We start from the raw sequence: 22,583 nt of genomic DNA, 5'->3' as shown, positions 1-22,583 counted from the left end.
TGCATAGTGACGGACGTCGCTGCGCTTTAAAATAAAAAAAGGCTGCCCGAATGCAGCCTGAAACTTTTTATAAATATCTGCGATGGACAGCCTTTCCATCATAGGAAAACATGACGGGCTTATCTTCGAGCACGGTTTCGACATGCACGCTTCTACCCCATAGCTGGTGAAGGTAAGGCAGAACTTTTTCAAGATACTTTAAATCGAGTTCGATCCCTTCATACCAATGCTTAATGTATAATTCATTGTTCTTTAAGTAATCTCCATCCTCAACTGTCAAATAAGGAAATCCTCCGTTGACTCTCATGCTGACGAGCTGATCGCGCACAGCCTTCCAATCCTTGTCGATGATTTTATAATCCCTTCCCTGTTTTTGAAACAAGTAGAGATCTTCCCTCATCACGAGATCTTTCGTTAAATAGTTTCTGATAAATGAAATGTCTGATTCGATCTCCCTGACTTCAAATATTTTTTCTCTCCCCGAGTCCGGCTTTACACCCATCTTCTTCATATCTTCTGTCGGGTTGTTGTAGCGCTCCTCTATGTCCTCAAATATTTTCAATCCGAGATAATAAGGATTGATGCCCGTTTTGGACGGCTGAACCACTCCCGCGTTGAGCTTGGCGAATTCGATCGCTTCACTTGATGTCAGATCAAGCTCGCGGATGATTCGCTGATGCCAATAGGACGCCCATCCTTCATTCATGATTTTCGTTTCAAGCTGCGGCCAGAAATACAGCATTTCCTCTCTCATCATCGTTAAGATGTCGCGCTGCCAAGGCTCCAGCTCCCGCGAATGTTCTTCAATGAACAGCAGAATGTCTTTTTCCGGCTTCGGCGGAAACTTTTTTTTCGTCCTTTTCTTCTTCTCTTTCGACCCTTTGTGATCCAGTTCCCAGAGGTCGTCATAAGGAGTGGGCGACGCGTCTGTTTCTTCTTCCTCTTCGTCATCTATGCTCCACGACAGCTTCGGCCTCACGAGCGAAGGGTCAATGTGTTCTTCAATCGCCAGCACCGCATCGAGAAATGCCTCGACTTCTTTTGAGCCGTGGACCGTCTCATAATGTTTAATCCGCTCTGCTGTCGCCGACATGCTTTCAACCATATCGCGCTTCGTATTTTGAAAACGGCAGTTATTTTTAAAGAAATCACAATGAGCAAGGACGTGTGCGACAATCAGCTTATTTTGAATCAATGAATTGCTGTCCAGCAAAAACGTGTAACACGGATTTGAATTAATGACAAGCTCATATATTTTGCTCAAGCCAAAGTCATAGTGAAGCTTCATTTTGTGAAATTGCTTGCCGAAACTCCAATGGCTGTATCTTGTCGGCATCCCGTATGCGCCGAATGTATAAATGATTTCAGCCGGACAAATTTCATATCTCATCGGATAAAAATCCAGGCCGAATCCTTCCGCGATCTCCGTAATTTCTGCTATCGCCCGCTGCAGCTCTTTTTGCTCCCGTATGCTCAATACTCAAATCCCCCCCGGTTGGACTTATCTTTATTGTATGAGCCGGGATTTGAAAAGATGAAAGGCAGCTGTCGGTTTGACAGCTGCCTCTTTGGTTAGTTCGCTATTTGCATGTCAAGGGATGAAGCAAAGCTCTCATAGCGGATGTTTTCCATCTGAACGCCAAGATTTTGCAATCCTTCAATCACGCTTTTCATAAATGAAAGCGGACCGCATACATAAAATTCGCCATTTGGATCTTTCACGATCGATTTCAAAAGCTCTTCATTCACCCGGCCTTTTACAATATGATCTTCCGTCGCTTCAGCATCCCTGCTGTAGACAAACAGGAGACGGTTCGCCGGATTGGCGACGAGCAGCTTCTCCGTTTCTTCCTTGAAAGCGTGGTGCTGTTCAGATTTCGCAGCGTGCACGAATGTGATCTCGCGGCTGCTTTCTTTTTGAGCCAATGTTTGCACCATGCTCATGACAGGCGTGATGCCTGATCCGGCGCTGATGAAGTAAACCGGACGATCCGTTCCTTCGGAAAGGGTAAAATCTCCGGCCGGAGCGCTCACTTCCAAGCTGCCCCCGATCTCCATGTTCTCATGCAGATAGCTTGATACCCTTCCGACCGGTTGCCCTTCCTCCGCTTCCAGTTTGACTGAAATGCGGTAGTAGTCTTTATTCCAGGCATCTGACAAGCTGTACTGCCTTGTTAAGAAATATGGTTCGCCGGGAATTTTAATGCGGACAGATACGTACTGTCCGGGACTGAAAGCGGGCAAATCCGTTCCATCGGCAGGCTTCAAGTAAAAGGAAGTAATCGTAGCGGATTCGACCCGCTTATCCATGGTGACAAACGGTTTAAATCCTTCCCAGTTTCCATCCTGCTTTTTGTCTTCTTCATACATTTGTTTTTCGACTTCAATAAATACGCGGGCGATCTCTTCATAGGCTTCTGCCCATGCCTGGAGAATGTCCTCTGTCGCAGCTTCGCCGAGCACGATTTCAATGGCTTCCAAAAGGTGCTGACCGACAATAGGATAGTGCTCTGGTTTCACATGCAAACTTTTGTGTTTATGTCCGATTTGTTTGACAACCGGCAGCAGGTCTCCGAGCCGGTCGATGTTCTCAGCCGCCTGCAAAACAGTAAAAGCCAAAGCTTTCGGCTGTCCGCCGGTTTGCTGGCGGGACATGTTGAAGATATTTTTCAATTCAGGGTGCGCATTAAACATCCGCTTGTAAAAACAAGTGGTGATCTCTGTTCCCTTTTCTTTTAAAACAGGGGCGGTCGATTTGACAATTTGCATGGTTTTTTCAGATAGCATAACGCTTTCTCCTCTCCAGTCACTTTAAAGATGTATTTCAAATACATCTTTAAAGGTGCAATAAGATCTTTTTTTAAATGGGACTGTTACTTTTGATTAAAGATGTATTTTGAATACATCTTTATACTAGACTTTTAATGGAATTAAAGCAATATTTTCAATGAATGTTTTATATTTTTGTAACAATTTCCGCTTCACCCTCATAACCGAAGGCAAATGTGATAAGATAATGGAAACTTGTTTGATTGAGGTAATGCGATGAAATTAACAAATTATACGGATTACTCATTGAGAGTACTGATTTTTCTAGCAACCAAAAACTCAAACGAGCTTGTCAATATAAAAGACATCGCCGAATCTTATTCCATTTCAAAAAACCACCTTATGAAGGTGATTTACGAGCTTGGCAAGCTTGGCTACGTTGAAACGATTCGGGGCCGCAACGGCGGGATTCGTCTCGGAAAAGCGCCTGAACTGATTAATATCGGTGAAGTCATAAGAAATACAGAAGATGATTTTAACCTTGTCGAGTGTTTTAACGGAGAAAAAAACCATTGTATACTTTCTCCGATCTGCGGATTAAAGCATGTTTTAAACAAAGCCCTTTCCGCCTATTTGGACGTATTGGATCAATACACTCTGCAGGATATTATCGTTAATCAGGACCATATACGTAAATTATTGAGTTAACGAAGGAAGCTGCTTCCTTCGTTTTTTTTGTTATAGAGTAAAAATATTCACGTTGATGATCGCATTGGTCACCGGGTGAAAATACACCTCGGCGTGCGCCGAAAATGATTTGCCTTCCTGATTGACGGTTACCCTGAAGACATCTTTTGTCTCTTCATCATTGACTTGAGTGCGCCCTAAATATTCATAATCCTCAAGCTTTGCGCCTTCGTATTTTTCTTCAAGGGCGCTCCAGGCGATTCTCTCCCACCGTTCTGGCGCATCGGAAACACCTGCTTGAAAGTGGCTTTTCGCCGGGAATGACAAAAGCGTTAATATGCAAAAAAAGTACGTGCAATATCGTTTTTTCATTTCCATTCGCTCCGCATGTATTGTACATACGTTAGCTTGACCGGAAACGGAGAATGTCATGCAGACATTTTTTCGCGGTATAGCGTATACCATCCTCATATTTCTAGGCCGTCAAACAAGGGAGACCAAGTTTTGCCCGGAGAAAAAAACACCCCGCCACATAAAATAATCATGACTCCTCAGAAAGAAGGGAGAGTGGCGAAATTGAATTACGCTGACTATGACAAAGCTTTGTATTATACGCACCGCTCGCAGTGGGACAACCTGCTGATCCTGATGGTGCGGACAGAAGACGATTTATTATCAAAGCGGATCGAGCATTTTTTGCACGCCTACAATTTTGAAAGAGATGACGCCATTGTCGAAAAAAGGCTTTATGATCTGCTGCAATACATTGATCACGCCTCATTTTCGGGACAAGAACACGAAAACGGCGTGCTCGTTTTTACGTAAAATAAAATAAGCCTGGCGCTCTAATCGGCGTCAGGCTTTTTGAAATTCGGCAAAGAGCAGAAGCTCTTCCATTACATTTTTGATATTGGCTTTGGCTGCTTCAGTAACCGTATGGTGTTCCTCATCAATATGAATCGGATCGAGCACAAGCTGCTTTGTGATGACGTTCGCATAAACTCCGCGCGCGACAATACGCATATTGGCGAGCGCGTTCATCCCGCCTTTGCCGCCTCCTGCACAAGCAAAAAGCGCCACCGGTTTGCCCGAGAACTGTTCATTGCTTAAAAAATCGAGCGCATTTTTCAAAGCGCCGCTCATACCGCTGTGGTATTCGGGAGATAATAAAACGACAGCGTCTGCTTCTTTGACCGAAGTTTTCAGTTTTTGAACATTCTCCAGCGAGCTCTGCTCTTCTTCTCCGTTGAAAATCGGTAGGATGAACTCGCTTAGATCGATAAGCTCGGCCTGATACGTGCGGGCGATATAGGAAGCGGCGATCCGCGTTCTGCCCTGTTTTCTTGCGGTTCCGCTGACTACGGTTATTTTCATTTGATCATCTCCCGTCATTTTGTTGTAGTCCGTGTTTAACTGCAAAGAGCGCGGCTTGCGTGCGATCGGATAAGCCAAGCTTTGACAGCAGATTGGATACATGAGTTTTCACTGTTTTTTCGCTGATAAATAAAGAAGCGGCGATTTCCTTGTTGCTTTTCCCTTTTGTAATTTCCAATAAAACATCTTTTTCTCTTTTTGTCAATTGATGTATTTTTTCTTTCTCATCAGCCTGTGACATATGGTGAAAGACGTGGGACATGATGCTTGGATCCAAGGAATATCTCCCTCCATAAACAGCACGTATCGTCTCGACAAGTTCATCAGGTTCGGCGTCTTTGAGCTGATAGGCAGAGGCTCCAGCCTGGATGGCGGGAATCACATAGCTTTCATCCGCATAGCTTGTCAGCGCTATGATTTTGACAGACGGATATTCCTTTTTTATTCGCTTTGTCGCCTCAATTCCGTCCATTTCAGGCATTGATAAATCCATTAATACGATGTCTGCCTCCCGTCTTCGCAAGACATCGAGCGCCTCAATTCCTGTTGATGCCTCTCCGACAACGTCAAAATCGCTTTTTGTTTTGAAAAAAAATAAGAGGCCTTTTCTGACAATATGATGATCATCGGCAATGATGATTTTCACCTTTTCCATCCTGCCTCCCCCTTCTCATTCAAAGGCAAAACCGCCCGGATTTTCGTCCCCTTACCGATTGCGGAGTCGATCAAAAACGTGCCGCCCGCTTTTTCCGTCCGCTCCTTCATTCCTTTCAGCCCAAGCGTCGGAAGCCCCGCGTCAGGATCGTACTGAAACCCTTTGCCGTCATCTTCGATCTCCAAGACGGCAGACGATTGGAATACATCGATTTTCACTTGTATGCGGCTAGCACTGGCATGCTTTTTGCAATTGTTGAGAGCTTCCTGGCTCAGCCGCCACATCAATTCCTCAGCAGGAGGCGGCAGCCGGAGCACACCGCTGAGCGTGAAGATCACCTGAAGGCCGAGCACTTCCGCATATTTTTCAAGAGCCGCCGCCAACCCTTCTTCAAGGCCTTGGGGCCTCAGCTGCCATATTAACGCCCGCATCTCAAGCAGTGCTTCATGAGAAAGATGTTGCATAAACTCGAGCATTTCCCTGATCTCAGGCTGGTCTGTCATTTCCCCCGCCGCTTTAGCGGTCAAGCTGAGCGAAAAAAGCATTTGATTGACGGAATCATGCAAGTCCTGAGCCAATCTGTTTCTTTCGGTCAGCAGCATGTGTTTTTGCTGTTGTTCAGCAAGCCGCATCCGTTTGATCGCCATCCCGATTTGCAAAGCAACAGCTTCGAGGAGCGCCAGTTCCCCGCGGCTGAAATGAATTTTGTCCGGAGCCGCAACGTTCAGCAAACCGAACCGTTTCTTCTGATCGCTGAGAGGGACGGTTGCATGATGTGTGATGCCTTCCGGATCTCCGGTCTTCTGTCTCATGGCCGTCGTAATTCGCCGGCAATGAATGATATTTTTCGCCCTGTCCAGCTTTCCGTCCCTATATTGTTCAAGACAGTAGCAGCTTCCTTCGCATAATAAACGGTTGTGCCGGTAAGAAAGCGCCTGAGGCAGGCGGACCGAAGCGGCCAGTTCAAAGCTCCCCTTTTCATCGATCAGAAAAAGCCACGCCGTTTTGAGTCCCGTTAAGCTGAGCAGCTTTTTTAAAACAGCATGTAGCGTTTCTTTTAGATGGTTCCCTTCGTTTAAAGCTTCCGCTATTTCTTTGAGCGTTTTCAATTTTTCAAACTGCGTGTCTTCCCGCAAAAAATTCATCCCCTTAACCCGGAGTTTCTTTTATTATATCGATATTTGATAAAAAAAAGGCCACCTCATGAGATGAACTTTTCTAAGACTTTTGACCGAGAAGGGACAAAGCGAATCGTTAAGCTTCTTCCTCCCAAAACAAATCATCAAGCGTTTTGTCCAGCGCCTTTGCGATCGCGAGGCAAAGGTGCAATGTCGGATTGTATTTATTTTTTTCGATCAGCCCGATCGTCTGTCTTGTCACATTGACCCGCTCGGCAAGCTGGGCTTGTGTCAAAGACTTTTCGACCCGGGCGAGTTTGACCCGGTTAACCATATGCTCACCCGCCATTTTCATTTAATCATCTAATAGATCTTGATTTTTCCGAAAGGATTTGCGCAACGAGATAAAGTTGATCAGAAAATGAAAAAATACAAACAACATCACCATCATAATAAAGTCAAACCAACTGCCGGGGTGTTTTGGTATGCCGGTAAAAATAAGCACTAAAATGGCAAATATGATGCCGGAAGCGAGGCTGAGAGCCGTGATCTCTTTTCTTTTTTTCCTGTACGCCGCTTGACCTGCAATCTCCGGATATTCAAACCCCGACAAAAGATAGCGGAACAATATCCAGCCTGCATAGACTGCAAAACCGATGGCACTGACGATGTATTCGGATGCCGGTCGCCCTAAAATGAGGCCCCGGATGATCATATCCAAAAATAAGATAGCAGCGACAATCGTACCGGCTTCGCTAAAAAATTGCGTCATTTTCTTTTCTACGTATTCATCCCCGGTTTTGATCCATTTCATGTCAGCCATTTTCCCCTTTCATATGCAATTTATATCTAACTTATTGTTAAATATATATTACATCATTTATGGCCGCTTATCAATAAAAATTGAAAACCCGCCGTGTAGCAAGGCGGGTTTTCAGCGATTATCAATTTGAAATCGCTTTTACAATATCATCGATTTTTTTCATCACTTCATCTGTCAATTGATGGAGAAGCGCTTCACTGTCTTCATTGGTTGGGCCTTTGACCGCGAAATAAAATTTCACTTTAGGCTCTGTGCCAGATGGACGGAGGCAGAACCATGAGCCGTCTTCAAGGAAATATTTCAAAACATTGGATGTCGGAAGATCGATCGTTTCTGTTTTGTTTTCCTTCAGCAGCGTCCGCTTCCCTGTCAAATAGTCTTCTGCGGATACAACGTCTTTTCCGGCGATGGAAAGAGGCGGCTGTTCTCTGAATGTGCTGAGGATGGCTGCGATTTGCTCCGCTCCCTCTTTTCCTTTTAAGGTCAGGGACTTCAAGCCTTCTCTATAGAAGCCGAACGTTTGATACAATTCGAGGAGCCCATCATACAGCGATTTTCCCTGCTTTTTATAGAAGGCGCATACCTCAACCGCAAGCAGTGCTGCCTGGACGGCATCCTTGTCTCTTGCGAAATCGCCGATCAAGTAACCGTAGCTCTCCTCATAACCGAATTGGAAAGCATATTCGCCCGATGCTTCAAATTGTTTGATTTTTTCTCCGATGAATTTAAAGCCGGTCAGCGTGTTGATCGTGTCAAGTCCGAAAGAAGCGGCAATGTCGCGCCCCATTTCGCTCGTCACAATCGTTTTTAGAACGACTCCGTTATCAGGCAGCGTGCCTTTCTGCTGTTTTTGCGATAGCAGATAATGCAAAAGCAGCGCGCCGGTTTGATTTCCTGTCAGCACCGTGTAACGGCCTTCTTGATCCTTTACAGCAACGCCGAGGCGGTCCGCGTCGGGATCGGTTCCGATCAGAATATCGGCTCCTTTTTCTTCTCCGAGCCTGATCGCATATTCAAAAGCGGCGTGCTCTTCCGGATTAGGAGAAGACACGGTCGAAAAGTCAGGATCAGGCAGCTCCTGTTCCGGAACGACTGTGACATGCTCATACCCGAGAGCTTTCAAGCCGCGTCTCACGGATTTATTTGCCGTGCCGTGCAGCGGGGTGAAAATGACTTTGACTTCAGTTTCCTTTGCCAGATCAGGATTGACAGAAATCGATGTCAGTTTATCGAGATACGCTTGATCGATTTCCTCGCCGATTATTTTGATCAACCCTTTTTCGGTTAAGGCAGCTTCATCGCCTGCTTCGATTTCCAATTCATTTTCAATCGCATTGACATAGCCGATGAGTTTGTCGGCATCAGCAGGCGGAAGCTGCGCGCCGTCCCCTCCGTAGACTTTATAGCCGTTGTATTCAGGCGGGTTATGGCTCGCCGTGATGACAATACCTGCAAACGCATTCAGTTCTCTTACCGCAAAGGAAAGTTCAGGTGTCGGGCGCAGTTCGTCAAACACGTACGTTTGAACGCCGTTTTCCGCGAGCGTTTTAGCAGCTTCCATTGCAAATTCAGGCGACTTGTGGCGGGAATCGTACGCGATCACAACGCCGCGCTTTTTTGCTTCTTTGCCGTTCGCTCCTATGTATGCGGCAAGGCCCGCCGATGCTTTGCGAACCGTATAAACGTTCATGCGATTCGGACCGGGTCCGATCTCTCCGCGCATGCCGGCTGTACCAAACTCAAGTTTTTTATAAAAGCAATCCTCTAGTTCTTTTTCATTTCCTTCAGCTTCCAAAAAAAGCGATTTTAATTCGGAATCTAAGTTTTCTTTGTTTTTCCAGCGTTCATAGCTCGTTCTCCAGCTCATGATTACCTCCAATGTTCTAGCTAAGTAATTGCAGCTTTTCTTTTATCATATCGACAAACAGCCGCTTTGTCCAAATTTAGCATGCCGAACGAAAAAAATGAGGCTGCCTGATCAAGACAGCCTCACGTTAGGCCATTCGGTTGATTTTTAAAGAAATTCCATCAAGGGCATTTGACCCGATACATCATCTGCTTTCCAGCGGGACAACAGCGTCGTGAAGAAGTCCTTCCAATGCTTGGACATGCCGGGCCTTCGTTTCGCCATCCCAGTTCAGCTTCTCGCTCATGTAGTCGGTAAGGCTGTCTTTGTAAGTGCGGACCCAATTGATATCAAAGAACAGCGCACCCGTTCTGCGGACGAAGAAGTCTGCCGGGACGGCAGCCATTTCTTCCTCGATCCCGTAATCCATTTCTGCCAGTACATGGACAGGAATGCGGCGGTCTGCTGCTTCATCTTTCAGGGATGGGACACGATCAAACAGGCGGTCTGCGTTTGAACCGTATCGTGCGGCGATCTGTTTTGCCGTCTCTTCGGACAGTCCAGCTTTGATCCCTTCGGCTGCTTTCACTTGAATAAAATCCTCCAGATTTTTGGAGCCGCCGATATGGCCGCCTGAGATCGGCATCGTTTTTGTTCTGCAAGGACCGAAGTCTCTGCCGCCCTCTTCTTTTAATCGGTCTCTGACAAGATCGACGATATGCTCAGCCATTTTTCTGTAGCCGGTCAGCTTTCCGCCGGCAATCGTGATCAGTCCAGATTCAGAAGTCCAGATCTCATCTTTCCGGGAAATCTCGGACGGGTCTTTTCCTTCTTCATGAATCAGCGGTCTGAGCCCCGCCCAGCTTGATTCGACATCTTCGGCCTTGATTCCCAGTTCAGGGAACATATAGTTGATTGCATTAATGACATAATCCCTGTCTGCAGTCGTCATTCGAGGATGTTCCAGATCCTCGTTGTAGACGGTGTCCGTTGTGCCGACATATGCCTTTCCGTCTCTCGGAATCGCGAACACCATGCGGCCGTCGGGCGTATCAAAATAAACGGCTTGTTTTAAAGGAAAGACCGATTGATCAAAAACAAGATGCACGCCTTTTGTATGCTGAAGGTGTTTGCCTTCTTTTGAATGGTCTTTTTCCCGCAGACGGTCAACCCACGGACCCGCGGCATTCACGATTTTTTTCGCGTGGACGCGGTACGTTTTTTTCGTGAAGACGTCTTCAATGACCACGCCGGTGACCTTGCCGTTTTCATAAATAAAATCGCTTACTTTCGCATAATTGACGGCCTCGGCTCCGAATTTAACCGCTTCTTTCATGACTTCGATCGTCAACCTGGCGTCATCCGTCCGGTATTCGACATAATAGCCGCCGCCTTTCAGGCCGTTCTTTTTCACAAGCGGCTCTTTTTGAAGCGTTTCCTCGGCATTCAGCATGCTCCTCCGCTCAGCTTTTTTGACGCCTGCTAAAAAGTCGTACACTCGCAGTCCGATTGAAGTGCTGAATTTGCCGAAAGTGCCTCCCTTATGCATCGGAAGCAGCATCCATTCAGGCGTTGTCACGTGCGGACCGTTTTCATAGACGATCGCCCGCTCTTTGCCGACCTCGGCTACCATTTTCACTTCAAATTGCTTTAAATAGCGAAGTCCGCCGTGTACGAGTTTCGTGGAGCGGCTTGACGTTCCGGCCGCAAAGTCCTGCATTTCGCAAAGCGCCGTTTTCATTCCGCGAGATGCGGCGTCCAATGCCGTCCCTGCGCCTGTAATACCTCCGCCGATAATAAACACGTCATACTTCTGCTTCGTCATATTCTGTAAAATATCGTCCCGTTTGCGGCTTGAAAATAATGATTCCATGTTCATGTCCTCCCTTGTTGTCACGGTAAAAAAATAGAAAAAGAGACCACAAACATCCAAAGCGCTGATACTGCTTTGGTGCCTGCGGTCTCTCCTCTTCTCCAACCGTTTCTATTAACTTAATTAGATTGTAACATACATGCGGCTTATTTAAAAGCCCTAGCTGCATTTACAGCTTTCTTCCACCCGCTGTACAGACTCTCACGCTCTTTTTCTTCCATTTTCGGTTCAAAACGTTTGTCAAGCTGCCACTGGTCTTTGATCTCGGAACGATCACTCCAGAAGCCGACAGCAAGACCCGCTAAATAGGCTGAACCGAGCGCGGTTGTTTCATTGATTTCAGGACGTTCTACAGGGACATCCAAAATGTCTCCCTGAAAATCCATCAGGAAGTTGTTTTTGACAGCTCCGCCGTCGACTCTCAGCGTTTTCACCGAGATCCCGGAGTCTTCCATCATTGCGTCAAGAACGTCTTTCGTTTGATAGGCAAGCGCTTCAAGCGTTGCTCTAACAAAATGCTCTTTCGTCGTACCCCGGGTCAGTCCGAATACAGCGCCGCGGACATCGCTGTCCCAATAAGGCGTGCCTAAACCTACAAATGCAGGAACCACATAAACACCATCGGCAGATTCTGCTCTTACAGCGTATTTTTCACTTTCTTTGGCGTCCTTAAACATTCTCAGCCCATCACGGAGCCATTGAATAGCGGAACCAGCGACGAAGACGCTGCCTTCCAGCGCATATTCCACCTTTCCGTCAATGCCCCAAGCGATTGTCGTCAGCAGGCCGTGCTCTGATTTGATCGCTTTCTCGCCGGTGTTCATCAGCATAAAGCAGCCTGTTCCATACGTGTTCTTAACCATTCCCTCTTCAAAGCAAGCCTGCCCGAACAATGCTGCCTGCTGGTCGCCGGCTGCACCTGCAATCGGAATGTTTTTGCCGAAGAAATGATAATCGACCGTTTCAGCGTATACATGCGATGAAGGCTTGACTTCAGGAAGCATCGATTTCGGTACGCCGAGAATATCGAGAAGTTCATCATCCCATTTGAGGTCATAGATGTTGAACATCAGTGTTCTTGAGGCGTTTGAATAATCTGTCACATGCGCTTTTCCGCCGGACATTTTCCAGATCAGCCAAGAATCGATCGTACCGAAGAGAAGGTCGCCGTTTTCCGCTTTCTCCCGTGCCCCTTCCACATGATCCAAAATCCATTTCACCTTCGTGCCTGAAAAATAAGGATCGATTAAAAGGCCTGTTTTTTCTCTGATCGTTTCTTCATAGCCTTGTTCTCTCAATTCCTGACATATTTCCGCCGATTGGCGGGACTGCCACACAATCGCATTGTAGACCGGTTTACCGGTATGTTTATCCCAAACAACGGTCGTTTCCCGCTGGTTGGTGATCCCGATTCCGGCAATTTGCGCGGCTTCGATTCCCGATTCTGAAAGCGCAGAAGCGATCACCGACAGAACGGAGCCCCAGATTTCATTTGCATTGTGTTCAACCCAGCCGGGGTTTGGAAAATATTGCTGAAATTCTTTTTGCGCAATATGGACGATTTCGCCTGCTTTGTTGAAAACAATCGCCCTTGTGCTTGTGGTGCCTTGATCAAGAGACAAAATGTATTTTTCCATTTTTGGAAACTCCCCCTTATATGTCTGTTAAGATTTGCGTTTTTTTTAAATGTTGACCGATTGATCAACCGATTGTTTTTTCATATGAATATAGAAACCTAACAATATCACAACTAGTATAACGCTTACAATCCAAAATGTGTTGGTGATGTGCCCTTTGAATGCGGCGTTGTAAAAAACGCCTGCAAATGAACCGCCGAGCGCCGGTCCTAAAACAGGAATCCACGCGTACTTCCAATTTGAACTTCCTTTTCCTGCAATCGGAAGGACAAAGTGGGCGATTCTCGGCCCCAAATCGCGGGCAGGGTTAATCGCATAGCCTGTTGTTCCGCCGAGCGAGAGCCCGATCGCCACGATCAGAAATCCGACAACGAGCGGATTCAGTCCGTCAGTAAACTTGTTTGCACCGATCGCTAAAAGTCCGAGAACGAGAACAAAAGTCCCCAATGTTTCACTGAACAGGTTTGCAAATGTATTTGGAATCGCCGGCCCTGTCGAAAATACTCCCAGCTTCGCGCCTTGATCTTCGGTTTCTTTCCAGTGCGGCAAGTAGTGAAGAAAAACGAGCACCGCTCCTAAAAATGCGCCGATCATCTGTCCTAAAATATAGGAAGGCACTTCTTTCCAAGGAAAATCTCCGACAAATGCCAGTCCCAATGTAACGGCGGGATTTAAATGCGCTCCGCTGATGCCGCCGACGGCATATACCGCCATGGCCACGCCGAGCCCCCAGCCGAAGACAATCACAATCCATCCGGATTGATGGGACAGCGATTTTTTCAAATTAACTCCTGCACAAACTCCAGCTCCAAAGACGATGAGCAGCATCGTTCCGATAACTTCCCCCCAAAATGCTGTCAAGGCTATCCCTCCTAAAATCTATTATGAAGTGTTATTTTAAAGATGAACACCATGGGCTCACCTTTTCCACTGTGTCTATAAGACCATAAAAAAACACAGCAAACTTTCTTTACATCATACTGAGTAAAGAACTGCTGTGGTCTCCGGGTCTCCGTCACAATGTATTAACTTAGTAAGATCGTACCGTATAGTGAAAGCGTTGTCAATAATTTTTCACATTTTAAATTTTTACTTCCAGTATTTTTTCCATAGATCAGTGTCTGAGGTGGTGACTGCGGATGCCCCTGCTGCAAGCGCCTGCTCGACGTCTTTTTCAGTACGGATAAACCCGCCCGCAAAGATCGGAATGCCGGTTATTTCTTTGACTTCCTTGATCAGTTCCGGCACCACTCCGGGAAGCACTTCTATATAGTCGGGTCTGTGCTTTTTCACCAATTCAATACTCTTCTTCATGGCGCTTGTGTCTATTAAAAACATGCGCTGGATCGCATATACTTTCTTCTGCTTTGCTTTTGCGATAACGCTTGATCTTGTAGAGAGAATGCCCGCCGGCTTCATTTCCTGGCAAATGAATTCCGCACCGTATTCATCATGCTTAATTCCTTGGATCAGATCGACGTGCACAAACATTTTTTTCCCATGGGATCTGGCCGCGCTGATGACGCCTCCCAGCTGTCCAAGGTGGATGTCAAGCAGGACCCCGTATGAAAACGGGCTGTCCAGGAATGTATCAAACTGCTTCATATTACGTACCGCAGGTAAAATTTTTTGATTGTGAAAACTCATGTTCCATCTCCTTCACTTGCTATCTTGCTTCTGTATTACACTAATGGAATTTCCGCCTCATTGCAATCCTTTATAAACAGAAGCCTCTCACGGTCCCCGGGCAAATCATTTTACATTTACCTTCAGTCATGTCCATAATTTAACACAACCAACTCGAATGGGGGAATTTTTTATGAAAGCGATCATCCATGAAGGAATCAAGGGCCTTTCAGGACTGAAATATACAGACGTTTCCGACAAAACGCCCGGTCCGGGTGAAGTCAAAATCAGACTGAAAGCGGCCGGGCTGAACCACCGTGACTTGTTCCTCTTTCAATCCAGGGAGGCGGGTGATGCCCCATTTATACCCGGCTCCGACGGAGCTGGCACGATCGAAGAGACAGGCGAAGGCGTTCAGGGCCTCGCCGTTCATACAGAGGTGATCATCAATCCGAGCATCGGCTGGGAATATACGGATTCTGTTCCGCAAGTACCCGACATTCTCGGCGGCCCATCTGACGGAACCTTCGCAGAGCATGTCATCGTCCCGGCGAAGCACGTGTTGAAAAAACCGGCGCACCTTTCCTGGGAGGAAGCAGGCGTCCTGCCTTTATCCGCTCTGACCGCTTACAGGGCTTTATTTACGAAAGGACATTTAAAAAAAGGCGAACACATCTTAATACCGGGAGTCGGCGGAGGCGTCGCCACAAACGCAGTGCTCATGGCAAAGGCAGCAGGCGCGCGGGTGACTGTAACCTCCCGAAGCGAAGAAAAAAGAAAAGAAGCGCTCCGCTATGGGGCGGATCTCGCAATTGAAAGCTGCGGTCTGTGGAAAGAAAGCTTGGGCGGGGAACGGGTTGATTTAATCCTCGACAGCATCGGTCCGGCAACTTTTGCGAATTATTTCGATGTCATCAAGCCGAACGGAAGGATCATCAATTTCGGCGCCAGCTCGGGAGACAGCATCCAGCTTCCGCTGCGCTCGCTCTTTTTCCCGCAGATCAGCATCATCGGCACTTCGATGGGCAGCCTCGAAGAATTTCGGCAAATGATTGATTTTATCGAACGCCATTCCCTTAAGCCGGTGCTTGATCAAGTGTTTCCTTTATCAGAAGCGGTTGCAGCCTTTAAACGGATGAAAGACGGGGAGCAGTTTGGAAATATCGCATTGCAAATAGGCGGGTAAAACTCAGGGGGAACGGCGGCTTGCCATGTCATCAGCCGCCGTTTTTTGGTTTTGACCGAAAAACGAGGTCAGCCCCATAATGAAAGCAGCCACAGCACGACCGGAAGGGTGACGATGCTGAGCATTGTACTGATAAAAGTCGCGCTTGAAACGATTTCCGGCTTTGTTTCAAACTGAACCGCCATCAAAGTCGTATTCGCCGCTGTCGGCATGGCCGCCGCCAACACCATGATCTGTTTAACCAACCCGTCGACGGGGAGGATCAGCGCAAACCCCAAGGCAATGAGCGGAGACACGAATAGTTTCAGCAAAAGCGAGTAAGAAATTTTCCGATATTCGATATGTTGAAAGGAAATCACCGCAAGCTGCATGCCGAGAATAATCATAATCGTCGGAATCGCGGCGTCCCCCACCAATTTAATTCCCGTCATTAACTGTTCGGGAATCGAAATATGCCCCAGCTGAAAGCATATGCCGAGCAGGGCACCGTATGCGACCGGCATCCGGATAACCCTTGTCATCACAATTTTAAATCCGCCCGCTTCAGGGCTTCCTTTCGCTGCATAATATATGCCGATCGTGCTCATGACAAGCTGCTGAAGCACCATCAGCACAACGGCGATATCAAGCCCGGCCGTGCCGTAGACAAGCAGGACGACGGGAGTGCCGTAGTTTCCGTTATTCATGAAAGCGGATGATAAAACGAGAGCGCACCGCTCCTGATTGGAATACCCGTGAACATATGAAATGAGGTAGACAAATAGAATCAAAATGAAACAGAGGCCGAGACAATAGACAGACATATAGATATAATCCATCGTCAGCTTGTTCTCATAAAACGTATCAAACGCTAAAAACGGAGACATTAAATACAGGGACATTTTAGATAGGTTCTGAATATCAAAATGAAGCAGCTTTTGTCCGATGAACCCGATCGCAAATATCCCGAAAACCGGCAGTAAAACAAGCACAAACTCCATGATGCACCTTCTTTTTATGTATAACCGTTCTCATTAATACTATCAATCATATAGAAAATTCCGTTTGTTTTCAACGGTGTTTCCAGCCCGTTTGCAGTAAAAGAGATCCCGCATACCCGGCCCTGCTTGGCTAGGTATGCGGCAATCTTCTTCATGTACTGGGATGCGGCTGTAAGGAGAACTTGTTCACTCACATTCCGTTTCCCCTGAAACAGACAAACGATTTTGCGGGCCTCCCGTACATGTCGGATGATGACTTTCTGGCGGTTCTTTGATCTTGGCAGTGCTCAAGCAATGGGCATGTTTCAGGATTTTTATATGACCGGCAGCCTTTCGGTCTTGCTGGTTTAGGCGAATGCAACTGTCTTTTTCACTGTCCTTTCAAAGGGCATCATTTTTTCTGCCGCGGGCAAATAAAAACCGCAGACAAAAGAAGACATACATTGTCTCTACTGCCTGCGGGGAGTTGCGGATGTCCGTCTATTCCGATTTTAATAGGTGCGATAAGCATTGGTTAAGGAAGGACACGAATTCTTCCACAGGCTGAATGAGCCATGAGCTTTTCCTTGTGTATCACATTCTGCTGTCTCATTGTCATGCTGCTCAGCCTCCGTTGCTTTTTTCTTACTTTGAAGTACACCCGCCTAATCCCATTTCATCATCATCTTTTTCCAAAAACGGACGGCATTTGTATGTTTGCCCTTTGTTTATGATACCCGCTTCATTTCTTTTCTGGAGCGGTCTTTCTTGTAGTATCCAATAAAATAAATGAGACCGACGAACACGGATCCGCCAATGACATTGCCGATAAAAGCCGGAATGATGTTTCCGATAAACTGCCCCCATGTGAACGAGCCTGCAAAAATGGCTGCGGGAATCACAAACATGTTGGCGACAACGTGCTGAAATCCGATTGCCACAAAAGCCATAATTGGGAACCAGATGCCAAGGATTTTTCCTGCTCCGTCTTGTGCGCCGAAAGAAAGCCATACAGCAAGACATACAAGCCAGTTACAGCCGATGCCGGAAATGAGAACCTTGCCGAAGCTCATATCGAGTTTCCCTTGTGCAACGGCGATCGTTTTTTCTAAATAAGGACCTGTTTCAGTCAATCCAACCAAATGTCCGAAAAAGTAAGCAACAAACAGTGCCCCGATTAAGTTCATAATCGTAACGATTCCCCAGTTAACCGCCAATTGTTTCAGTGATATTTTTCTTGAAAATAAAGCCATCGCAACGGACATCATATTCCCTGTGATCAATTCAGCGCCAGCGAGCACCACAAGGATCAGACCGACAGGAAATACGGCAGCTCCGATCAGGCTGGACAGGCTTCCCCATTCTTTCGGCAGGTCGCCGATTACCCTGATATCAAGCAAGTACCCAAGCGCGATAAATGCGCCGCCTAAAAACCCCAATACAAGCAGAGACGGCAGCGGGAGCTGTATTTTTTTCATTCCTGCTTCAATTGCCGCATCCGCTATTTCATCCGGTTTTCGAAAAGCCATACTAAAACCTCCATTATTTCTTCTTTTCTCACAGTTATGGCAGAAAGACAATAAAAAAGGCAGCACTCAAATAACCTGTGTCAACCAGGCGTTTGAATGCTGCCTAACTTGTATGCATACCCATACAACAAAATCAAGCAGAATTAAGATATCGAAAGAGAATATATACAGTCCGTGCATACATTCCATTGCTTTTGCCTTCTATAACTGTAGCAATATCCTATCAAATGTGATAAAAATGTGTCAACCCTGCCGCCGCTTCTCTCTTGCGAATGTATAGTTCCCTTCATACTTGACGAGTTTTCTGCCGTCAAGCCACCAGGTGACATTGAAAAGCCGGTCAAGAAAGTATCTGTCGTGCGAAACTGCGATAATCGTCCCTTGAAATTGGCTTAATGCTTCTTCAAGCATCTCCTTCGATTCGATGTCCAAATGGTTTGTCGGCTCATCGAGGATCAGCACATTATGGTTTTGGTGAACGAGCTGGGCCAAGCGAAGCCGCATCCGTTCGCCTCCGCTTAAATTTTTCACTTTTTGAAAGACGGATTGGCCGAAAAACAAAAACTTTGCAAGCAACATTCTGGCTTCGCCTTCTGATGCAGAAACATGTTCACGGAATTCGGCTAAAACCGTGCGCTCTTCCTCCATTTCGCCGACATGCTGCGTCAGATATGCGGCCGATAAATTGCTGCCAAGCTGCACGTCACCGCTGTCCGGTGTTTCCTTTCCGCTAATGATGTTGAGCAGCGTCGTTTTGCCGCTGCCGTTCTCTCCGACGATGGCGGCGCGCTCCTGAAAACGGACATGCATACTGAGATTGTCAAAAAGCAACCGCTCACCGAAGCTTTTGCAGACATCCTCAAGCCTGACGACATCTTTTCCGCTTCGTTCATCCATGCTGAAAGCTAAATCGATCTTTTTGCGTTCCAGTACGGGTTTCTTCACCTTCTCCATGCGCTCCAAAGCTTTTTCCATGCTTTTGGCTCGCCGGTGCAGGCCATCATTCGGAGGATTGGCGCGATTCGCCCATTCCTTCAGCCGCTTGATCGTTTCCTTCATTTTTTTGATTTTCTTCTGCTGATCCTGATAGTCATGAAATTCTCTCATGAGGCGCTCTTCCCGTTCATCGGCATAATGTGTATAGCTGCCTTTGGAAAAGTGAAGCTCTCCCTGGTCGATTTCAAGAATTGAGGTGACCGCTTCATCCAGGAAATAGCGATCATGCGATACAATGACTGCTGTGCCTTTGTACTGCTTTAAAAAAGACGTCAGCCATTCGATCGCTGTCAAATCCAAATGGTTTGTCGGTTCATCCAGCAAAAGCAGATCCGGAGCTGCCAAGAGAAGCCTGGCAAGACCCGCTTTCGTCCGTTCTCCTCCGCTTAACTCCCGCCACTCGGCATCGAGTAGCCGCTCGATATTCAAGCCGTGCGCTACCCGTTCGATTTGCGCACTGATGCCGTAGCCGCCTTTCCGTTGAAATTCATCTTGTAAAGCCCCGTACTTTTCCAAAAGAAGACTGAGTTTTTCCTCGTCCTTTTCAACGGCCAATTGCCGTTCAATCCGGGAAAGCTTCTGCTGTGTGTCCCATAATGACGAAAAAACATCATACAGCAGCTCTTTTACCGTTTGGCTGCCGTCCCATGCGGGATTCTGCTCCAAGAGCCCCGTTGATAATCCTTTTTTCCAAGTCACAAGGCCTTCATCAGGTTTCGTTTGGCCGCCGATCAGCTTCAACAACGTCGTTTTCCCTTCCCCATTTCGTCCGATCAGACCGATTCGCTCCCCTTGGTGCAGGTCCCATGACAGCCCGCTGAAAATCGTATGTCCTCCGTATGTTTGCCCGACATGTTGCAAACTGCATATCATCATCTATTTTTCCTCCGCACTCCGTAAAGAGACACCGAGCATAAAAAAAGACGGCAGAGCTTACACCCCGCCGTCAGCATCAAAAATCCGATTGTGGGCAGATGTCTCTCACTGGTATTTTTTCCAATTGAATGTGTAAAAAAGGGCAGACTGATCCCGTAATACGCATTCCCCGGAAAAAATCGCGCGACAAATATACAGATGAGCTTGCATATCCGTCATACGCTTACCAGTTTGATTCATCTTTTCCACCTCCTTTTAATAGTTACAATATATGAAAAATAAAGATAAAAGTCAACATGAAAAAGCCGGCCTAAAACGGCCGGCACACGAATCTGCTATTTTTGATAATGAATCCGGTAGATGTCATGGCGTCTGTCCTTGAGCTGCCGGACGGTTCCGTCCTGCCGCTGCCTTCTGAGAATTTCCAGGTCGACATCGCCGATGACCACCATTTCAATGTTCGGATTGCATTCTCCGACGATTCCATCCCTTGCGAATTCAAAATCTGAAGGAGCAAAAATCGCGGATTGTGCATATTGGATATCCATATTTTCGGTTTGCGGCAGATTGCCGACCGTACCGGAAATAACCGTGTACACCTGATTTTCAACCGCTCTTGCTTGAGCACAGTATCTGACTCGCAAATAGCCTTGGCGGTCTTCCGTGCAGAAAGGGGTGAAAATAATCTTGGCCCCTTTTTCGGTTGCGATTCTGCCGAGCTCCGGGAACTCGATGTCATAGCAGATCTGGATCGCGATTTTGCCGCAGTCTGTGTCAAAGACGCGCACCTCGTCCCCCCTGCTGATGCCCCACCATTTTCGTTCATTCGGGGTAATATGAAGCTTATATTGCTTTTCGATAGTTCCGTCCCTTCTGAACAAGTAAGCGATATTGTAGATCTTCCCTTCTTCTTCAACGAAGTGGGAACCGCCGATAATGTTGACATTGTATTTAACGGCAAGATCTGTGAACAGGCTGATATAGTCTTCTGTATATTCGGTGATCCGCTGAACAGCCAGGCTCGGTGAACGCTCTTCAAGAAACGACATCAGCTGCGTCGTAAAGATTTCGGGATAGACGGCAAAATCCGCTCCCGCGTCTGAAGCCACGTCTGCATAGTATTCGACTTGGTTGGCAAACTCCTCGAAGGAATGAATCTGCTTCATCTCATATTGAATCACACAGATTCTCACCGGAAAAGCTGATTTGTAATAGCGCTTCGTCTGCGGCAAGTAGTCGACATTATTCCACTCCATCAATGTCGCATATTTGCTTGATGCTCTGTCATCCGGGAGATAGTTCGGATTGATCCTCATCATCGTAAATCCGTTCAACAGTTGAAACGAAAGAACCGGATCATAGATCTGGTGGTGGATGACTTGTTCGACATACTCCCTCGGCGTCATCTCGGAAGCGTACTTATGATAGTTCGGAATCCTGCCGCCGATGATAATGCTCTTTAAATTCAAGCGCCTTGCCAGATCTTTACGCGCTTCATAGAGACGGTGGCCGATCTTCATCCGTCTGTATTCAGGATGAACCATGACCTCGATCCCGTACATGTTTAAACCGTCGGGATTGTGATTCGTAATATACCCGTCGTCTGTAATATCTTGCCATGTGTGTCTGTCATCATATTCATCAAAGTTGATCAACAGGCTTGAACAGGAACCGATGACTTCTCCGTCAAGCTCTGCGCAAAACTGGCCTTCCGGGAAGTGTTCCAAATGGCTTTCCAGATGTTCCCGTTTCCATGGGATCATTCCCGGAAAACATAGCTCTTGAAGCCCGATGATGCTGTCGATATCTTTTTCTTCAATATTGCGGATGACAATCTTTTTTTCAAAGCGGGAAAGATCCAGTTTTTCAGACACGTCCCATTCCTCCTCTGCCTTCTTTATGATGGATTGGAAATTATTTCGATCAGCTGCTCAAGCTCCATTTCCGCCATTGATTCCAAACGGTGGTCATAATGCTCGAACAGCAGGCTTTTCGTTACTTTATTCGGTACAATCACACATTTCATTCCGGCTCTTTTCGCGGCGACTGATCCGTTGACAGAATCTTCAAATGCAATGCACTCCTCAGGATTCACACCGAGACACTCCGCCGCTTTTAAATAGAGTTCCGGGTTCGGTTTGACTTCCTCAACATCATCGGCCGTTCTGATGCACTCGAAATCATCGTACAGGCCGATTTGTTTCAAATGCTGAGACACCCATTTATAATCCGAGCTTGACGCCAAGCCGATTTTTAAACCGAGCTCTTTCGCCGCGGACAAATAAGCTTCCACACCGGGACGCGCTTTTTCGCTTTCCATTCTTTTCGTAAAACGCTCTTGCCTCAATTTCGTCAATTGCTCATGGTCCAGCTTTTTTTGCAGCTGTTCCTCCAGATAAGAAAACGGCTGGAATCCGGCGGCCGTGCCGATGACATTTCCCCAAACCGACATAGGCAGCTCTGAGCCGTGTTCTTCAAAAATTTCCTGGAGCACTTCATATTCATGCGTTTCTGTATCTAAAATAAGACCGTCAAAATCAAAAATCACTGCTTTAATCATCGCGCTTTAGCCCAACTCCTTTTGACTGTTTGCACCATTCATTGTATCCTTCTTGCCGCCCCTTGAAAA

At 46.8% G+C, this 22,583-nt stretch carries 22 protein-coding genes; 3 read left to right on the top strand and 19 right to left on the bottom strand.

Annotation, left to right across the window (positions count from 1 at the left end; all coding sequences use genetic code 11):
• Window positions 1–67 precede the first annotated feature (67 nt).
• Window positions 68–1,477, bottom strand: a complete 1,410-nt coding sequence (locus tag MHB72_RS05305) for a SpoVR family protein (RefSeq protein ID WP_216920917.1) — start codon at window positions 1,475–1,477, stop codon at window positions 68–70.
• Between the two features lie 95 nt (window positions 1,478–1,572).
• Window positions 1,573–2,787 carry an NO-inducible flavohemoprotein gene (gene hmpA, locus MHB72_RS05300; RefSeq protein ID WP_216920915.1) on the bottom strand — a complete coding sequence of 405 codons (1,215 nt, stop codon included), beginning with the start codon at window positions 2,785–2,787 and terminating at the stop codon, window positions 1,573–1,575.
• 258 nt (window positions 2,788–3,045) lie between these two features.
• Here hmpA and nsrR point away from each other — a divergent pair, with 258 nt between their 5' ends.
• Window positions 3,046–3,477, top strand: a complete 432-nt coding sequence (gene nsrR, locus MHB72_RS05295; RefSeq protein WP_023856512.1) for a nitric oxide-sensing transcriptional repressor NsrR — start codon at window positions 3,046–3,048, stop codon at window positions 3,475–3,477.
• Window positions 3,478–3,507: 30 nt separating this feature from the next.
• Here nsrR and MHB72_RS05290 read toward each other — a convergent pair whose 3' ends face one another.
• Complete coding sequence (locus tag MHB72_RS05290; RefSeq protein WP_306453675.1) at window positions 3,508–3,834, bottom strand: YqzG/YhdC family protein; 327 nt, start codon at window positions 3,832–3,834, stop codon at window positions 3,508–3,510.
• A 198-nt stretch (window positions 3,835–4,032) separates the two neighbouring features.
• Between MHB72_RS05290 and MHB72_RS05285 the strand changes: the two genes are divergently transcribed.
• Window positions 4,033–4,281 carry a YhdB family protein gene (locus MHB72_RS05285; protein ID WP_023856510.1) on the top strand — a complete coding sequence of 83 codons (249 nt, stop codon included), beginning with the start codon at window positions 4,033–4,035 and terminating at the stop codon, window positions 4,279–4,281.
• A 30-nt stretch (window positions 4,282–4,311) separates the two neighbouring features.
• Here MHB72_RS05285 and MHB72_RS05280 read toward each other — a convergent pair whose 3' ends face one another.
• From MHB72_RS05280 to MHB72_RS05235, 10 genes are all read right to left on the bottom strand, one after another.
• The gene (locus tag MHB72_RS05280; RefSeq protein ID WP_059230658.1) at window positions 4,312–4,830 is read right to left on the bottom strand and encodes an NADPH-dependent FMN reductase; all 519 of its coding nucleotides are present in this window, start codon (window positions 4,828–4,830) and stop codon (window positions 4,312–4,314) included.
• A gap of 4 nt (window positions 4,831–4,834) precedes the next feature.
• Window positions 4,835–5,485: a response regulator gene (locus MHB72_RS05275; RefSeq protein WP_033155147.1), complete on the bottom strand. Its 651-nt coding sequence runs from the start codon at window positions 5,483–5,485 to the stop codon at window positions 4,835–4,837.
• Window positions 5,473–6,621 (bottom strand): GAF domain-containing sensor histidine kinase, encoded by a 1,149-nt coding sequence (locus MHB72_RS05270; RefSeq protein WP_101560639.1) that lies wholly within the window; start codon window positions 6,619–6,621, stop codon window positions 5,473–5,475. Before MHB72_RS05270 ends, MHB72_RS05275 begins: the two co-directional genes overlap by 13 nt.
• A 118-nt stretch (window positions 6,622–6,739) precedes the next feature.
• Entirely contained in the window at window positions 6,740–6,937 is a 198-nt protein-coding gene (locus tag MHB72_RS05265; RefSeq protein WP_026579993.1) for a helix-turn-helix transcriptional regulator, read from the bottom strand.
• Between the two features lie 21 nt (window positions 6,938–6,958).
• A complete protein-coding gene (locus MHB72_RS05260) occupies window positions 6,959–7,417 on the bottom strand; it encodes a DUF6773 family protein (protein ID WP_025811820.1) in 459 nt (152 codons plus the stop codon).
• 130 nt (window positions 7,418–7,547) lie between these two features.
• On the bottom strand, window positions 7,548–9,293 hold the full coding sequence (locus MHB72_RS05255; protein WP_216920913.1) for a phospho-sugar mutase: 1,746 nt from the start codon (window positions 9,291–9,293) through the stop codon (window positions 7,548–7,550).
• A gap of 184 nt (window positions 9,294–9,477) precedes the next feature.
• A complete protein-coding gene (gene glpD, locus MHB72_RS05250; protein ID WP_020450711.1) occupies window positions 9,478–11,145 on the bottom strand; it encodes a glycerol-3-phosphate dehydrogenase in 1,668 nt (555 codons plus the stop codon).
• A gap of 146 nt (window positions 11,146–11,291) precedes the next feature.
• Window positions 11,292–12,782, bottom strand: coding sequence for a glycerol kinase GlpK (glpK, locus tag MHB72_RS05245; RefSeq protein WP_025811824.1), 1,491 nt, complete (start codon window positions 12,780–12,782; stop codon window positions 11,292–11,294).
• Window positions 12,783–12,827: 45 nt separating this feature from the next.
• On the bottom strand, window positions 12,828–13,643 hold the full coding sequence (locus tag MHB72_RS05240) for an MIP/aquaporin family protein (RefSeq protein ID WP_020450709.1): 816 nt from the start codon (window positions 13,641–13,643) through the stop codon (window positions 12,828–12,830).
• Window positions 13,644–13,871: 228 nt separating this feature from the next.
• Window positions 13,872–14,429 (bottom strand): glycerol-3-phosphate responsive antiterminator, encoded by a 558-nt coding sequence (locus MHB72_RS05235; RefSeq protein ID WP_216920911.1) that lies wholly within the window; start codon window positions 14,427–14,429, stop codon window positions 13,872–13,874.
• A gap of 172 nt (window positions 14,430–14,601) precedes the next feature.
• Between MHB72_RS05235 and MHB72_RS05230 the strand changes: the two genes are divergently transcribed.
• Window positions 14,602–15,594 (top strand): quinone oxidoreductase family protein, encoded by a 993-nt coding sequence (locus MHB72_RS05230; protein ID WP_216920909.1) that lies wholly within the window; start codon window positions 14,602–14,604, stop codon window positions 15,592–15,594.
• Between the two features lie 68 nt (window positions 15,595–15,662).
• Here MHB72_RS05230 and MHB72_RS05225 read toward each other — a convergent pair whose 3' ends face one another.
• The 6 genes from MHB72_RS05225 to MHB72_RS05200 all read right to left on the bottom strand — a co-directional run bounded on the left by MHB72_RS05225 (window position 15,663) and on the right by MHB72_RS05200 (window position 22,514).
• On the bottom strand, window positions 15,663–16,574 hold the full coding sequence (locus MHB72_RS05225) for an AEC family transporter (RefSeq protein WP_020450706.1): 912 nt from the start codon (window positions 16,572–16,574) through the stop codon (window positions 15,663–15,665).
• 14 nt (window positions 16,575–16,588) lie between these two features.
• Window positions 16,589–16,768 (bottom strand): hypothetical protein, encoded by a 180-nt coding sequence (locus MHB72_RS22835; protein WP_023856501.1) that lies wholly within the window; start codon window positions 16,766–16,768, stop codon window positions 16,589–16,591.
• A 513-nt stretch (window positions 16,769–17,281) separates the two neighbouring features.
• Window positions 17,282–18,082: a formate/nitrite transporter family protein gene (locus tag MHB72_RS05215; RefSeq protein WP_050821050.1), complete on the bottom strand. Its 801-nt coding sequence runs from the start codon at window positions 18,080–18,082 to the stop codon at window positions 17,282–17,284.
• 243 nt (window positions 18,083–18,325) lie between these two features.
• Window positions 18,326–19,954: a ribosomal protection-like ABC-F family protein gene (abc-f, locus tag MHB72_RS05210; RefSeq protein WP_216920907.1), complete on the bottom strand. Its 1,629-nt coding sequence runs from the start codon at window positions 19,952–19,954 to the stop codon at window positions 18,326–18,328.
• Between the two features lie 335 nt (window positions 19,955–20,289).
• Entirely contained in the window at window positions 20,290–21,828 is a 1,539-nt protein-coding gene (locus MHB72_RS05205; RefSeq protein ID WP_020450701.1) for a bifunctional GNAT family N-acetyltransferase/carbon-nitrogen hydrolase family protein, read from the bottom strand.
• A gap of 23 nt (window positions 21,829–21,851) precedes the next feature.
• Window positions 21,852–22,514, bottom strand: coding sequence for an HAD family hydrolase (locus MHB72_RS05200; protein ID WP_101560634.1), 663 nt, complete (start codon window positions 22,512–22,514; stop codon window positions 21,852–21,854).
• Window positions 22,515–22,583: the final 69 nt, after the last annotated feature.

The organism is Bacillus sp. FSL K6-1284, assembly GCF_038002625.1.
Lineage (GTDB): Bacteria > Bacillota > Bacilli > Bacillales > Bacillaceae > Bacillus > Bacillus paralicheniformis.
The sequence above is the reverse complement of the archived record's forward strand: the minus strand, read 5'-3'. Positions and strand labels throughout refer to the sequence as shown.